Here is a 15,494-nt window from a genome sequence, read left to right as displayed (position 1 = left end):
GGGTAAGGCATTCGAGGGCAGGCAGTCGCGATCGTACTACGGAGTACGACAATCCACTCGACTTTCTCGGTTACAGCTTGACATCGACGGATTGAATTGCCGAAGCGACGAGTTCACGACACCTCTTGACACGAGTGACCCAACCTCGAAGCGAATTAAGCAACAAAATTTCCGAAATCACCTGAACGTTCCATTATGAATGCACATGCATGATCCACTTGGATACGCATTCACCATTTACGGCAACCAGCGCCCCTCGATACGGCGGGCGGACACCCGAGCCCTGACGCGCCATGGGCGCCTGCAACACATGCATTGCGCCAAACCTGGCCGGTGCGCCTATACCCATGAAGGAAGAGACGGCGTGATCATTCATCCACGCCGATCGCTGGATCCAGCCTCACAAAAGTCGCGAGAAGCGCTGCCGCGCCGACTGGCTGAAAAGCCCCTCAGAGTCGACGTTTGCGGCATTGACGCGTACACGCCACTTGAGATACGGTCCGCCGAATTAGCGCGCAACCCCCCACACAAACAGCTCCCGCTTCGGTGGCTTGAGGCGGGAGTCAGAAGGAGACATTTCAATGTCCAGCCTGCCCAAAAAGTCTCGATTACGGTTCCCCAGCACATTCACACGTGCGGTGATTGGCCTGGCAGCGGGAGTTCTGCTGGCGGGGAACATGACTGCGGGTGCCGCTTTCGCAGACAACGCCGATGCCCACCGCCACCACGCCAACGCCGAACTCCAGGACTCCCGCTGCGCGGTCCCGGCGGACCGCGCCCTGGACATCACCCAGACCGTGTACCGGATAGCGGTCGAGCGCGGCGTCACCGACAAGGTGCTGCTCGCCGCGTTCGAGACGGGCTGGGTGGAGTCCCACATGAACAATCTGAACTGTGGCGACCGCGACTCGCTCGGCGTCTTCCAGCAGCGCCCGAGTCAGGGCTGGGGCACCCCGGAAGAGTGCATGGACCCCGTGCACGCCACCAACGCGTTCCTGGACCAGGCCATTCCGAACGATGCCGGCAACCCTGACTTCACAGCGGGTGAACTGGCGCAGAGCGTGCAGCGGTCGGCGTTCCCGGACCGCTACGACGAGAGCGAGGCCAAAGCCCTCGCTCTGATCGCGGAAGTTCAGGGCTGACGCTCCTCGAACACGCCAACCGATCGGATTCCTGCGCCGACGGGGGCACCGAGCCGCATGGACGGCTCATCGCTCCGGGGCCGCCGCCCTGGGAAGCACCCCCCCGTTCCGCACACTGCCGATTCCAACTCCCAGTCGCGCAGCACCATTGGTTGTCCGCCTGCTCCAGCAGGTCTTCCAGCCCCTCACACACTCCAGGAGTGAAGCATGCGCTCGTCAAGAGCCCGCAGACGCCTCGCGTCCCTTTCCCTCGCGTTGGCTGCCGTCTGCCTCGCGGTCCCGGCTGCCCCAGGTGCGTACGCCGCGGACATCGAGCCGACGACCGCCGGCAAGTATGTGGCACTCGGCGACTCCTACGCCGTCGCGCCCGGCACACGCGAATACGACAACCCTGACGACCCGTGCCGTCGTGGCCCGTCGACGTACTCCCGGTTGTGGGCCCAACAGCACCCCTCGTACTCGTTCATGGAGGCGTCGTGCTCCGGGGCGACCACCGCGGAGCTGGCAAGCCAGCAGGTGCCGCAGCTCACCACGGACACCACACTGGTGACGGTGCAGGTGGGCGGCAACGACGTCGGTTTCGTCGAGGTGCTGAAGAACTGCATCCTCACCATCGACGACAAGGACTGCATCGCCGGGGTGGAGGCCGCGAAGGCCGCCGCGACCAGCAGTCTGCCGACCGCTCTGGCGAGCACGTACGCGGCGATTCGAGCAAAGGCGCCTAGCGCCATGGTCGTGGTGGTGGGCTACCCCCGGCTGTACACGATCGGCGGCAGCTGCGGCATCTTCGGGCTGAGCGACCGCGAGCGGACAGCTCTCAACTCGGCAGCCGACACCCTCGCCTCGGTTCTGGCGGCCGAGGCCGCGAAGGCCGGATTCACCTTCCTCGACCCGCGTGCCGCGTTCGACCCCCACACGATCTGCTCCAACGGCCAGGCCTGGGTGACAAGCCTGGAGTGGGACAAGATCAACGAGTCCTACCACCCCAACAAGGCCGGGCATGGCGAAGGTTACCTGCCGTTGCTGAACGCAATCACGGGCTGATCGCGCTCAGCGACGGCAGGCTGTTCGGCTGGTCCGGACACCCCGCCGGATTCGTGAGTCCGGTGGCACCACTATCGGCACCGGCCGGGGCGCCACCGTCGTCCTCCGACCCGACTGCGGGGTCGCATCGCGCCCCGCCGGCGCCGATTCGCCCATCTGCGGGCCGACCCCTCGGTCGTTGCTGCGGCCCGGTTGTCCGGAGCCGCAGCAACGACCGGGGCCACGCTTCGCGTCATGTCGCCATGACATCCAGCAGCGCCGCCACGAACTCATCGGGGCGTTCCAGATGTACCGCGTGCCCGGCGTCGGCGACCACGACCTCCCGCACCGCACCACCCTCGGCTGCGTAGCGGTCCAGGACGTGGCGGGTCTGCGCCACCATCGGCTGGGCCGGGGTGCCGTCCCAGCCGGGCACCGCACCGGTCGCGCCCAGGTGTGCCAGGTCGAACATCGAGGTGTCCGAGACGATGACGTCGTCCTCGCCACGGATCCAGAGCACCGGTGGCTTCGGGTCGACCACATGCAGGTCGTCGAGGCGGATGTAGAGCGGGGAAAGACAGTTGAGCACCCCTCGGGTGCCGGGCGCGACCCCCGGCCAGGACGGGGACGGCGCGCTGTCGCCCGGGTAGTGGTCGTCGCCTGTCCGCGTGGTGAGCATCGACTCGACGTACGCGTCCTCGTGCTCGGGCCGCCAGGGCGCCTTGCCGTAGCAGTTCGTCAGGACGGCGCGAGGTGAGAGTGGAGAACCGTCTCCGCGGTCGCTTCTGGCGAGCCGCGCCACGAAGTCGGGGTTGGCCGTACCCCCGCCGGAGCCCGCGCCATCGGGGGAGTTGAGAGCGCCGTCGCCCCCGTGCGTGCCGCCGAAACCGTATGGGGACACCGGGTTGACCAAGGTCATGGAACGAACGGCAGCCGGATGGTCACGCACGTACTGCATGGCCACTCCCCCGCCCATGGACCAGCCCACGAGGTGCACCCGCTCGATCCCGAGGGCCGTCAGCAGCGCCGCGAGGTCATCGACGTGGTCGCGCAGACCGCGGGTGGCGTCGATGGGCAGCGGGTCGGTGCCGCCGAACCCGCGCAGGTCCGGCGCGATGGGACGGTAGCGGTCCGGAAGCAGATGAAGCGTCGTGTGCCAGAAGGCAGAGGAGGAGACGTTGCCGTGCAGGAAGACGACCGGTTCACCCTCGTCCCGGACCTCGGTGATCTGCACGGTCAGCCGCTCGGTGGGCACGCGGCGGGTGCGGTTGCCACTCGTGGTCATGTGCGGTCCTGCCTTTCACACGTTCTCTGAACAGTCGCGTCGGTGGGAACTCGCGCAGGCCCACGCATTGCTACGCCAGCCAGGCGGCGATCCGGGCCGCGGCCGAGGAGTTCCACCCCAGTTCGAGGTGGTTGGCGCCGAGGATGGTCTCCCTGCCGCCGACTGTGGGGATGCCGGTGGTGTCGAGCGCGCTGTCGATGAAGACGACACCGTCGCTGGGTCCGCGATTCTCGTTGAAGATGCCGAGCACGTCCGGGGATCCGCCGGCCAGCAGATACGTCGTGACCGAGGCCGGCACTGCGGCGTCGTGCAGCGGCTTGATCAGTGAACCGGCGTCGATCGCGGCCTGGATGCCACTGCCGGCGGTGTAGAAGCCCTGGCCGCCGTAGTACGTCGTGTACCAGTCCTGGGCAGCGCCGTCGACTCCGTACACACCGTCCCAGCGGGCCAGCATCTGCCGCTGACCGGGGTAGTTGTCGTACCCGCCGGAGGGTGTCATCGAGAACTCCGGGTGGGCCTTGTACTGCCCGTAGCACGTCATGTGCGAGTGCGGGGAGGGAGCGTTGACCTTGCCTCCGCACTCCGGCCAGATGGAGAAGTCATGCGCCCAGCCGTGCGCGTAGGGGTAGTCGTAGCCGCCGTTCGGGCCGCCGACGGTTATGAGCTTGCGTACGTCACCGGCATAGGCTCGCCCCCAGCTCGGCTTCACGGACGACACATACGCGCGGGTCGACATCTCACCCTTGCTCCAGCCGACCAGGTCCACCTTGGCAACGCCCAGCTTCGCCTTGATGACGGCGATCGCGTCGCCGACGATCTGCGCCTGCATGAGGTTGTCGCCCTGCTTGTGCGCGAAGCCGACGGCGAAGACACGGTGACCGCGCTCGGAGAGGTATTGCATCAGCCCGGTGGACGGGCAGGACATGGCGCCGCAGCCGTAGCCGCCCGCCTCGCCGGGGTTGGCCCAGGCGCGGTCCGCGGTGTCGTTCGCGCCGTGCACGAGGAGGACGGGTGTGGTGCGGCTGCCGGTGTTCCAGCCGGGGGCCGAGTAGAGCAGGAACCTGCCGGAGGAGGGTCGGGACACGCCGCCGAAGTACGTGACGCGCTTGCCGTCCTGATCACCGCGGCCGTCCGACGGGTAGCCCTCGGTACCGAATCCGCTGGTCGTGTCGAGATAGCGCTCGACGGAATCCCAGCCGTTGGTGACGGTCCCCGCTCCGTATCTCGCCTCAAGGGTGAGATTGGAGGGCAGTTCCGCGGCAGACGCGGTTCCGCCGGTGGCCGGCCACCCGACCATCACCGTCAGCAGGACGGTGAGCAGTATCCGCCATTGCATTGTCAATTTTCGTCCGAGCCGCATGGTCCCGTCCCTGTCGTTCGTGTCACCTGTCCGCACCCGTTTCGCCACACTGCTCTGCGAAACGCACACACTAGGTGAGGGGTACGGCTGAACATATGTAGATGGCCGCCATAAGAAGGGCGACATGTATGGAGTGGCAACTGACCATGGGTCTCCCCCCGCCGACACCCGACAGTTTCGAGGCAGCGGCCCGGCCGCCCTCGCACTCCCTCCATGGGAAAGGCCACCCAGGACAGCGCAGTTGGCTCCCGACCGGCTGTGGTCACCGGTGCCATGCGGTGCATTCGGCGTTCACAGCCCAGCGTTCCGACATCGCCTCCTCGTAGGCACGCACAGCTTCGTCGATGCTGCCTTCGGTAACGAGCGCTTCGGCAAGGTCTGCGCCGTCCAGCAGGGCCAAATTGGCGCCGGCATCGAACGACGGCACGAGATGGGCGGCATCCCCCAACAGGGTCACGCCCGGGACGTGGGCCCACATGCGGACGGGCAGGGCGTACAGGGGACGGTTGACGAAGCCGCCGTCGTTCATACGAAGGAGGTCGAGGAGCCTCTCGTCCCAGCCGTCGTACATCTTCAGCAGGCAGGCGAGCACCACCCCGGAATCTGCGAGGTCGAGCGCGGTGTGCCAATTCTCCGGTGCACGAAATACAGCGCGGAGGCGCACGCGGCCATTGCTGTGGCGCCGGGCCATCAAGGCCTTGGCGCCCGCCTCTGCCACCATGCTGCCGCTGCCGATCAGGCGCCCGGCGCCGCGATGACGAGCCTCCACATCGTTGATGTCCGCCTCGACGAACGTCCTGCCGAGATAGGCGGGAACCGCCTCGGAGAGCGCCTGCCGGGTGCTCGACCAAGCGCCATCAGCGCCGAGGTTCTGGCTCAGGTTGTGTGGTCGGTGACAGTGAGCTACTGGGCTCGGCCTACCTGTTCGATCGCACCATCCTGGCCGCGGGCAGTTAGCGTGTCCGGATGCCGTCTGTGAACCTGCGTCATTCAGTCCGCGCAGTGGTCCTCGACGAGGACGACCGCATCCTTCTCTGCCGGTTCGCGATTCCAGAGCCAGCGGGAACGGTGGTGTGGGCAGCTCCCGGCGGAGGGATCGAGCCCGGCGAGACACCGCTTGCCGCACTGCGCCGCGAACTGCAGGAAGAAGTGGGCCTATCGGTCAGGACCGATCCGCCGCACGTGTGGCACCAGGAAGTCGTGGCGCCTGGACATGCCGCAGGCCACGACGGGGTCGTCAACGACTACTTCCTCGTGCGCACCGCCAAGTTCACTCCGCGCGGGACTCTGTCCGACGGGCAGCTTGCTGCGGAGAACATCAGCGGTCTGAAGTGGTGGCACCCGCGTGAAGTCGCTTCTTATGCCGGTGCCGACCTCTTCTCCCCCCGCGACCTTGCGTCTCTTTTGACGGCATTGATCACCTCTGGTGTTCCAGCCAGGCCAGTGCGGCTCGGTCTCTGAGCAGACAGCCCATGTCATGGTGCGAGCAGGACTCGCTTGCGCAGGAGGTCGAAGCCGGCTCGGCCGAACATCTGGCGCTTGAGCATCTTGATCCGGTTGACATGGCCTTCGACGACGCCCGAGCTCCAGGGGAGGGTGAGGCCGGCAATGACGGCTTCACGGTCGCGGTCGATGCCCGCGGCGAGCGCGTGGAGGCTGGGGAGGTCGTCCTGCCTGACGGCGTCGAGCCAGTCCGGCAGGCGCCCGCCCTGGCGCTCGGTGAGCATGGTCGCGAAGGACCGGACGTGCCTGGTGAGTGCGTCGATTTCGGGGCAGTTGGCCCGGACGTTCTTCAAGTTGAGGCGTTCGGTCTCGGAGAGGGTTTCCGGACGGCGGAGGACCCATCCGGCGACTGCCCGGGGCGAAGGCGGCCGGGCGGTCACGGGCCGTGGCGAGGTGCGTTTCTGGCGGAGGTACGCGCGAACGCGCTGGTAGCTGCCCTTGTAGCCGAGCGGGACTATCTCTTCCCACAGTTTCCAGGCGTTGGTGCAGCCCTCGTCCCAGCGGTCGTCGAGGTGGGTCTTGTACTCGTCGAGGACCGAGGGCCGGGTCTGCCACTGACCGGTGAAGAGGTCTTCCGGCTTGGCGGCGTCCGCGTACCGTTTGACGGTTCGGCTGGTCATGCCGAGATGCCGCTGGATCGCGCGACGGCTGTGTCCTGCCTCGACCAGGGTATGGATCGTGGCATGCATGGTCCGGGTTCGGTCGGCGAACCGGTGGCCGGTCGGCCACGGTGAGCCGGAGGACTCCTCCGCCGGCTCGGGCTCCGTCTCGGTCGTTTCAGGTGTCTCGGGCACCAGAACTCGCAGGCAGCGGCGGTGCTGGACGATACTCCGCTCGGCGGCCTCGCTGAGGTTGTGCCAGAGGTGCCACCGGTCCGCGACCTGCACGGCCTGCGGGGCACCGGCGCTGGCTCCCTCGGCGAAGAACGGCGCACGGTCCCGGCATACCACCTCGACTCCGGGCCGCCGGGCCAGCCACGCGGCCAGGCTCGATGACTCCCGGTCGGGCAGCAGGTCGACGGGTCGGCGGGTTTCGACGTCCACGAGGACAGTGCCGTAGTGGCGGCCCTTGCGGGTTGCGTACTCGTCGACGCCGACCACCCGTGGAGTGGGCACATCCGGCTCGGGAAGTGCGCCGACCAGCCGCAGGACGGTGCTGCGGCTGACCGGCGCCCCGACGACACGGGCCAGGCGGGCGCCGGCCCGGCCCGCGAGAGCGAGACCGATCGCGGCCAGGGTCGAGCGCAGGCGCTCGGTCCGCTGGCCATGCCTTCGGGTCAGGCCGGGTATCTGCTCGACGAACGTGCGGCGTCCGCACTCGGCGTTCCGGCAGGTGAACCGGCGGACCCGCAGCTGGAGTACGACTCTTCGTCCCGCACTCGGAACATCAGCGGGAAACCGCAGGTAGGAGCTGTGAACCCGGGCGGACCACGCTCCGCAGCCCGGACACGAAGCACCCGCGGCGGTGCACTGCAGATCAACACGCACTATCGCGATGTTCACGTCCACAGACAGCACCGCGACGTCCGCGATCGACGGGAACAACAACTCCTCTGGCCGGAGCAAGATCTCATTCACAGCCCCGAACTGTCGGCCCTATCTCTCTTGCCACTGCTCGTTTTGAGGCAACTTTCCGAGACAACGGAGGGAGCTCAGCTGTCACTCACAGTGCGCGGATCACACAACCTGAGCCAGAACCAGCGCCGATGACCAGGTCGAAATCCTCTGTCGTGCCGTCGCCGAAGTGGACGCAGCTGGTGCCGTCAGGCAGCGGCACGACCCGGTCCACGAAGGTTCCCCACGAGACAGTGCCTTCGGAGAGTGCGTCGAGGAGCAGCTGATGAAGCCGGTCGCAATCGATGTCCGGCGCCCTGGTCCTCCCGTCGGCAGGCGACAGTCGACACAACAGCGTGGCGTCGCTGTCGAAGATGCACACCTCCCGGCCTTCGGGACGGGCAGAGCAGTGGTGTCTCGCCGCCGCACGATCGAACCCGCCACCGGTGCCGGCACCGCTGCTGGTGTCGGGAGCAGTACTGGGAGTCGGACGAGTACCCCTGCCGGTGCTGGGAGCGGTATCGGGAGTCGGGCGGCCGGCACCCGTGCCCGGGCCCGGAGCCGTACCCGGAGTCGGGCGGCCGGCACCCGTGCTGGGAGCCGAACCCGAGCCCGGAGCGGTGCCCGAGCCCTTGCCCGGAGCGGTGCCGGGGGTCGCGGCCGCTGCCGGTGCCGGGAGCGGTGCCGGTGCCCTTGCCGGGCACCGAGCCCTTGCCCGTGTCCGGAGCCGGGCTCGTCCCCTTGCTGGGCCGCGAGCCGGCAGGGGTAGAGCCGGACTTTCCGCGGTCGCCGGGGTTGGTGCGGTCATCGCTACCTCCATCATCGGGGTCCAGCACCGGCTGCCCCAGCTTCCTGAACGGCGTCAGCTCGGCACCACGTTTCGGTGGCACCTTCAGCTTCGGCGCCTTGGCCAGTGCTTTGGCGATGGCGAGAGCGGGCAGCTTCCTGCAGTAGTCACCCGCACCTCACCTCCGTCGTCCTGGTGACCACGAGCGTGCTCAGAGAGACGTCGGGGTGATCACGTCTCCCCAGGCCGCCGTCGGTTCGTTCAAGCCCCGGTGGGGTTCCCGTTGCCGAGGGCCCAGGCCTCGATGTCGCGGTAGTGGATCGGTCCTCGGCTGCGGCCGACGTTGCTGCCGACCAGGTGCAGACGTTCGGCGGACCATCGACGACCGGTGAATCCGGCGAGCCTTTCGGCGATTTCCCCTGCCGAGGATCGGTCGCCTCGGCGGGCGCGAGCCAACGTCAGATGGGGGCGCAGGGGCCGATCCTCGAAGGCGACACCGCAGTTCTTGACGGCGGCACGCACATCGGCCGCGAGCATGTGCAGCCCATCGAGGTCTCCCTCGATTCCGCTCCACAGCACCCGGTCGTCGAAGTTCCCGCTGCCACGCAGCGCCAGACAGATTGGCCGGTGGTCCGCCGCGAGGTTGGCGAGGGGCGGGCGCAGGAGCGGAACTGTCCCAACCGGGAGCTCCCCGAGGAACGCCAGGGTGATGTGCCAGTCCTCGATGCGGTTCCACCGCATGTGAGGGTGCGTGTCATAGGCGGGGCGCAGCTCCCGGGCCAGTTCTTCCTTCGCGTGGTCGGGCGGGGCGAGCGCGATGAACACGCGAACAGTAGCGGGCTGAGTCTGATCGTTCACACCGGACTTCGTACCGCATCGGTAGCGGATGCGACGACCCGGGTACGGCAGGAGAGCGCTCGCGGTCTCGATGCCGAGGAAGCCCCTTTTGACGGGCGGCGACAAGGCCTGGCCGCTACGTGGAAAGAAACCGCCCGGAGCGCTGGCTCGACCATCTGGCACTGTGGGCCAAACACCACCGCCAGGAGGACACGCTCCCGCCGGGCCGGTGAGTGACCGACGTCGCCAGCCCCGCGCTGACCGGAGCCCAGCTGCTGGGCATCCCGGCAATGACGGAGCTCGGCAGCATCATCGCCTCTGCACTGCGGGCCTACACGACCAGTGGGCGCGCGCGGTGGCCGACGACTGGGTCGAGGCACGCCAGCGCTCCTACGAGGGGACCACGGCCACCATGCCCGCCTGCGACCCGTGCCAGCAGAGTCTCCCCGACCCGCACCTCAATCCCTCGATTATCGCTGCAGCCCACCAGGTGTCGGTTCGCTACTTGTACGAACTGTTCGCGGCCGACGATACGACGCCCGCGGCCTGGATCCGCCAGCACCGCCTGGACTGCTGCCGCCGGGATTTAGCCGATCCCTCGACATTTATGCCGCCAAGGCGTGTTCATGCAGGTGTCGGGTTTCGGCTGGGGCGAGGTAGCCGTGGACCTTGTGTTTGCGTAAACGACGGCGGTTGCAGAAGGTCTCGATGAACGCGAAGACCTCGGCGCGGGCGGTGGCCCGGTCCGGCCGGATAGGGGTGCCGATCTCTTCTTTGAGTAGAACCCGGAAACTCTCCGCAGTGGCGTTGTCGAAGCCTGACCCGGTGCGGCCGCAACTCTTCCTCGGTCCCAACTCATGTATCTCACAGCTGAATTCGACCGAGGTGCATTCGCTGCTGCGATCCGAGTGTGCGATGCAACCGGGTCGCAGGCCACCCCGGCCGTGAGCCATCTTCAGCGCGTCGACGACCAGGGAGGCGCGGTGGTGGTCGGCCATGGCGTAGCCGACAACCTCGCGGGTGGCCAGGTCGAGCCGACAGGCGGGACAGAGTCGGCCCCCGACGGTGGGCAGGGAGGTGATGTCCGCTCCGAGGCAATCTGTCGCGTGCGTCGACCCACGTCACCACGGTGTTCGGATTCGTCATCTCGCCCCTCACTCAGGCACTCGGCAAGTCGTCTTCTGCCCATATGCCGACCCGTCGGCACGGGCACTGCCCCGACCTCGACACCAGGCAAGACCGCTCGGCGTTCACGAAGGTTGCTTGAGACGGAACGAGCACGGCACCAAGCGATCCGCGACCGCCTCCCTCCCCTCTCCAGACTTACGCGTCCCCAGTGGTCGGACCGAACATCGCCGCACATCCAACCGCCATAACCAACAAACTCGGCGAACCTACGTGGTCACAGCCCTAGCAATTGGAGGGAGCAGCGGGTGCGGCTGTCCCGGCGGCCGTCAGAACGGCACGGAAGGGAGCCCGTGGCGGTCAAGCTCGGCACACATGGCTCGACAACGTCCGCAAACGCGCCGACAGGCTCACCGAGCGACGCCGTGCGGACCTCAACCACCACAGCATGCGCTGGTATGCGGGTACGACGGGAGTAATGCCACGGACGGCTCCTCCGCGCAGCGGCGTGGCGTGGCACGAGTGGGGCGGGCACACGGGTGCCCCCCCCACGCTACTTGTCCCGTGCGAAGCAACGATGTCTTCGGGGGTTCTCCGATGTGTGCGCCCCCGTGCCTCCCGTGCCTCATTTTCATTCGATCAGGGCCAGTAACGATCTTCCCCGCATCTTTTCCTGCCTCGCCCTCGGTGAGCAGCCTGCGGCATCCGGCGCACCTGCACCGTCACGTTGTCCTCGTGAGTCTTCGCCGCACAAGCGTTGAGCAGGAAGGAGGACTGTATGCACCTGACTCCGCATGAGCAGGAGCGTCTGCTGGTCCATGTGGCGGCGGATGTTGCCCGACGGCGCCGTGAGCGAGGTTTGCTGCTGAACTATCCCGAGGTCATGGCGCTGCTGACGGCGCACGTGTACGAGGAGGCTCGGGACGGTGCGACGGTCGACGAGGTCATGGAATCCGGCCGCCATGTGCTGAGGCGCAGCGAGGTCATGGCGGGCGTCCCGGAGATGATCGCCAACGTACAGGTCGAGGCTACGTTCCCGGACGGTACGAAGCTGGTGACCATTCACGATCCGTTCGACGAGGCGGACGGGGATGTGAAGGTCCATCCGGGCAAGCTGGAGCTGCGCGACGGCGAGGAGTTCGCGGTGGCGTTCAACGAGGACCAGGAACCGGTGGGGCTGCTCGTGAGCAATCCTTCGGACCGTCCGGTCCAGGTCGGCTCCCACTACCACTTCGCGGAGGTCAACGACGGCCTCGCGTTCGACCGCGACGCAGCGCACGGTAAGCGGCTGCACATTCCGTCCGGGACGTCGGAGCGATTCGAGCCCGGCGACGAGCGCACTGTGCAACTGGTGCCCGTCGCGGGGGACCGCATCGTCAGGGGACTCCAGGCCGACAAGAGCGATGAGGAGATGCACCTCGATGATCAGCGAGGCTGAGAAGACTCCGGGCCTGCTGACACGGTCCGACTACGCCGACCTCTACGGTCCTACTGCCGGTGACCGGGTCCGGCTTGCCGATACCAACCTCGTTCTCAGGATCGAGGCGGACTGGTGCGGCGGTCCCGGCCGCAGCGGCGATGAAATGGTCTTCGGTGGCGGCAAGGTGATCCGCGAGTCGATGGGCCAGTCACACATCCCCCGCGACGACCCCCGCAAGCCGGTGGACACGGTGATCACCGGTGCGCTGGTCCTGGACCACTGGGGCGTGGTGAAGGCCGACGTTGGTCTGCGCGACGGGCGGGTCCAGGCGATCGGCAAGGCGTACAACCCCGAGACGATGTCACCGAGACCCAACGGCGACAGGCGTGCATCTGACTTCGTCGTCGGGCCCGAGACCGAGGTGATCTCCGGCAACGGGCGGATCCTGACCGCGGGCGGCGTCGACACCCACGTGCACTTCCTGTGCCCCGAACAGATCCACGAAGCACTCGCCTCGGGCGTGACCACGCTGATCGGCGGCGGCACCGGGCCCGCCGAGGGCAGTACGGCCACCACCGTGACTCCCGGCAAATGGCACATCCAACGGACGTTCGAGGCGCTGGATGCCTATCCGGTCAACATCGGTCTGCTGGCCAAGGGCAGCACGGTGTCACGGAAGGCGCTGCTCGACCAGGTCGCCGCCGGCGCGCTCGGCTTCAAGATCCACGAGGATTGGGGTGCCACGCCTGCGGTCATCGACGCCGCGCTGAGCGTGTGCGACGAGACCGGCGTCCAGGTCGCCCTGCACGCCGACTCGCTGAACGAGTCCGGGTTCGTGCACCACACCCTCGCCGCGACCAAGGAAAACCGCGGGACGAAGGATGCCAAGTACCGCAGCCTGCATGTCTTCCACGTCGAAGGTGCCGGCGGCGGTCACGCCCCTGACATGATCAGTCTCGTGGGCAAGCCGAACGTGCTGCCCGCGTCGACGAACCCGACGCGGCCTCTGACGGTCAACACCGTCAGGGAGCACATGGACATGATGATCGTCTGCCACCATCTCAATCCCGAGATCGAGGCAGACAAGGCGTTCGCCGACTCACGGATCCGGCCCTCCACCATGGCCGCCGAGGACCTGCTGCACGACATGGGCGCCATCTCGATGATGTCCTCCGACGCACAGGCCATGGGACGCATCGGCGAGATGATCATGCGGACCTGGCAGACCGCGCACATGATGAAGTCCCGCTACGGGCACCTGCGCGAGGACGACGCCAAGGAAGACAATTTCCGGGCCCGCCGCTACATCGCCAAGTACACGATCAACCCGGCCATCACCCACGGCATCGATGACCAGGTCGGCTCGATCGAGACCGGAAAACTGGCGGACCTGGTGCTGTGGGAGCCGAAGTTCTTCGGGGTCAAGCCGCACATGGTCATCAAAGGCGGCCAGATCGCCTACGCGCAGATCGGTGACGCCAACGCCTCCATTCCGACGCCGCAGCCGTTTCTGCCGCGTCCGGTATGGGGGTTCAGTGGCCGGTCCCCGAAGGCCAACTCCCTCAACTTCGTCTCCGAGCCGGCCGTCGGCGGCGAACTGTCACGGATCGGCCTGCTCAAACCGCTGCACGCGATCAAGTCCACCCGTGAGGTGGCCAAGACCGACATGGTGCACAACAACGGCCTGCCGGAGATCGCTGTCGACCCCGACACCTTCGAGGTCACCATCGGCGGCGCCACCACCTCCGACGTCCGCACCGAGGTGGACGGGCAGCTGATCGGGCGGCACTACGCCACCGAACTGCCCATGACACAGCGGTACTTCCTGTTCTGATTCTGATCCCTGTGCCGGCCCGGCCAGCCACGTCGACCGGGTCGGCCCGTCCCCGTGAAAGGCAGGCCGCTGCCTCATGAGCCGTGCTGCCCTGCTCGTCCTGGCCGATGGCCGCTTTCCCGCCGGTGGGCACGCGCACTCCGGCGGCGTGGAGGCAGCGGTCGCCTCTCACCGTGTGTACGACACCGCGAGTCTGGAGGCATTCTGCCAAGGGCGTCTGCACACCGCCGGACTGACCGCAGCCGGGCTCGCCGCCGCTGCGGCCACCGGATACGACCCCCAAATGCTCGACGAGGCCGCCGACGCCCGTACACCCGCCCCGGCACTGCGCCAGGTCGCCCGCAGGCTCGGCCGGCAGATGCTGCGGGCCGCGCGCGCCACCTGGCCCTCGCCCGACCTCGACCAGCTCGCCCGCGACCGGCCGCAAGGAGCCCACCAACCCATCGTCCTCGGCATCGCGGCCCGCGCCGCCGGACTCACCCCGTTCGACGCCGCGCAGTGTGCCGCCTACGAAAGTGTCGGCGGACCGGCGACCGCGGCGGTACGGCTGCTGAGCCTCGACCCGTTCCACGCGACCGCCCTTCTGGCGCGGCTCGCCGACGAACTCGACGACGTCGCCCGGACCGCAGCCGACGCGGCAGATCGCATCACCGCTGAGGGCGTCGGTGTGCTGCCCGCCGCCTCTGCTCCGCTGCTGGACATCACCGGCGAGCAACACGCCGCCTGGAACGTCCGTCTCTTCGCTTCCTGACCCGCCTCTGCCCGCTTGGAGTCGCCGTGCATCTCGACCATCCCACGACCATGCCCCACCGCCACACCCACAGCGCCGATGCACTGCACCCCGACGGCAGCCGCCGCGCGCTGCGGATCGGACTCGGCGGGCCCGTCGGCTCGGGCAAGACAGCCACCGTCGCCGCGCTGTGCCGGGCGCTGCGGGACCGGTGGTCCATCGCCGTCGTCACCAACGACATCTACACCCGCGAGGACGCCGAGTTCCTGCGCCGCCAAGCCGTGCTGCCACCGGAACGGATCACCGCCGTGGAGACCGGCGCCTGCCCGCACACCGCGATCCGCGACGACATCTCCGCCAACCTGGAAGCAGTCGAGCAACTGGAGGAGACGCTGCCGTCTCTCGACCTGATCCTCATCGAATCCGGAGGGGACAACCTCACCGCCACCTTCTCGCGGGGACTTGTCGACACTCAGGTCTTCGTGATCGATGTCGCCAGCGGCGACGACATCCCGCGCAAGGGCGGCCCCGGCATCACCACCGCCGACCTCCTCGTGATCAACAAAACCGACCTCGCGCCGCACGTCGGGGCCGACCTGGACACCATGGCTGCCGACGCGAACAAACAGCGCGGTGCGCTGCCGGTCGCCTTCACCAGCCTCACCTCGGCCGGCGGGATCCATCCGGTTGCTGAATGGGTCACCGGACGTCTGTCCGCGTGGCGTGCCGGGGCCACCGCGTGACCGGCGCCGCGAGCCTGCCGGCCACGACACCGGCGCCGACCAGGACGGGGCCGAGGACCGACGGAGGCGCGACGGACAGCGGGCGGGCGGACGATGACCGTCGGCTTCTCGATGGGCGGTTCCGTGGTGCTGCGGCACGGGGCGCTGTACGC

The 15,494-nt window shown here is 67.8% G+C and carries 13 protein-coding genes and 1 pseudogene; 7 read left to right on the top strand and 7 right to left on the bottom strand.

Features of this window, described 5'->3' with window-relative positions:
• Positions 1-677 precede the first annotated feature (677 nt).
• Positions 678-1,142 (top strand): hypothetical protein, encoded by a 465-nt coding sequence (locus tag ABZY11_RS15665; protein ID WP_356479657.1) that lies wholly within the window; start codon positions 678-680, stop codon positions 1,140-1,142.
• A 207-nt stretch (positions 1,143-1,349) separates the two neighbouring features.
• Entirely contained in the window at positions 1,350-2,186 is an 837-nt protein-coding gene (locus ABZY11_RS15660; RefSeq protein WP_356479656.1) for an SGNH/GDSL hydrolase family protein, read from the top strand.
• A gap of 232 nt (positions 2,187-2,418) precedes the next feature.
• Here the strand turns inward: ABZY11_RS15660 and ABZY11_RS15655 are convergent, their stop codons facing one another.
• From ABZY11_RS15655 to ABZY11_RS15645, 3 genes are all read right to left on the bottom strand, one after another.
• Positions 2,419-3,450 (bottom strand): alpha/beta hydrolase, encoded by a 1,032-nt coding sequence (locus ABZY11_RS15655; RefSeq protein ID WP_356479655.1) that lies wholly within the window; start codon positions 3,448-3,450, stop codon positions 2,419-2,421.
• Between the two features lie 70 nt (positions 3,451-3,520).
• On the bottom strand, positions 3,521-4,786 hold the full coding sequence (locus ABZY11_RS15650; RefSeq protein WP_356479675.1) for a lipase: 1,266 nt from the start codon (positions 4,784-4,786) through the stop codon (positions 3,521-3,523).
• Between the two features lie 286 nt (positions 4,787-5,072).
• A complete protein-coding gene (locus ABZY11_RS15645; protein WP_356479654.1) occupies positions 5,073-5,579 on the bottom strand; it encodes a hypothetical protein in 507 nt (168 codons plus the stop codon).
• Positions 5,580-5,776: 197 nt separating this feature from the next.
• On the opposite strand from ABZY11_RS15645, the gene ABZY11_RS15640 reads away from it, so the two are divergent.
• Positions 5,777-6,271 carry an NUDIX domain-containing protein gene (locus ABZY11_RS15640; protein WP_356479653.1) on the top strand — a complete coding sequence of 165 codons (495 nt, stop codon included), beginning with the start codon at positions 5,777-5,779 and terminating at the stop codon, positions 6,269-6,271.
• 14 nt (positions 6,272-6,285) lie between these two features.
• Here ABZY11_RS15640 and ABZY11_RS15635 read toward each other — a convergent pair whose 3' ends face one another.
• The 4 genes and pseudogenes from ABZY11_RS15635 to ABZY11_RS15620 form a co-directional block, all read right to left on the bottom strand.
• Positions 6,286-7,890, bottom strand: coding sequence for an ISL3 family transposase (locus ABZY11_RS15635; RefSeq protein WP_356479652.1), 1,605 nt, complete (start codon positions 7,888-7,890; stop codon positions 6,286-6,288).
• Positions 7,891-7,975: 85 nt separating this feature from the next.
• Positions 7,976-8,248, bottom strand: coding sequence for a hypothetical protein (locus tag ABZY11_RS15630; RefSeq protein ID WP_356479651.1), 273 nt, complete (start codon positions 8,246-8,248; stop codon positions 7,976-7,978).
• Between the two features lie 666 nt (positions 8,249-8,914).
• Complete coding sequence (gene thpR, locus ABZY11_RS15625) at positions 8,915-9,511, bottom strand: RNA 2',3'-cyclic phosphodiesterase (RefSeq protein WP_356479650.1); 597 nt, start codon at positions 9,509-9,511, stop codon at positions 8,915-8,917.
• Positions 9,512-10,095: 584 nt separating this feature from the next.
• Positions 10,096-10,575, bottom strand: a pseudogene (locus ABZY11_RS15620) (DDE-type integrase/transposase/recombinase); the annotation flags it as partial.
• A gap of 818 nt (positions 10,576-11,393) precedes the next feature.
• On the opposite strand from ABZY11_RS15620, the gene ABZY11_RS15615 reads away from it, so the two are divergent.
• From ABZY11_RS15615 to ureG, 4 genes are all read left to right on the top strand, one after another.
• On the top strand, positions 11,394-12,053 hold the full coding sequence (locus ABZY11_RS15615; protein ID WP_356479649.1) for an urease subunit gamma: 660 nt from the start codon (positions 11,394-11,396) through the stop codon (positions 12,051-12,053).
• Positions 12,037-13,869: an urease subunit alpha gene (locus ABZY11_RS15610; protein WP_356479648.1), complete on the top strand. Its 1,833-nt coding sequence runs from the start codon at positions 12,037-12,039 to the stop codon at positions 13,867-13,869. The genes ABZY11_RS15615 and ABZY11_RS15610 overlap by 17 nt, the downstream gene beginning before the upstream one ends.
• Positions 13,870-13,945: 76 nt before the next feature.
• Positions 13,946-14,620 carry an urease accessory UreF family protein gene (locus ABZY11_RS15605; RefSeq protein WP_356479647.1) on the top strand — a complete coding sequence of 225 codons (675 nt, stop codon included), beginning with the start codon at positions 13,946-13,948 and terminating at the stop codon, positions 14,618-14,620.
• 26 nt (positions 14,621-14,646) lie between these two features.
• A complete protein-coding gene (gene ureG, locus ABZY11_RS15600; RefSeq protein WP_356479646.1) occupies positions 14,647-15,342 on the top strand; it encodes an urease accessory protein UreG in 696 nt (231 codons plus the stop codon).
• Positions 15,343-15,494 lie beyond the last annotated feature (152 nt).

It is taken from the genome of Streptomyces sp. NPDC006510 (assembly GCF_040611955.1).
Lineage (GTDB): Bacteria > Actinomycetota > Actinomycetes > Streptomycetales > Streptomycetaceae > Streptomyces.
Note: the sequence above shows the minus strand (reverse complement) of the source record. Positions and strands in the feature narration are given on the sequence as shown.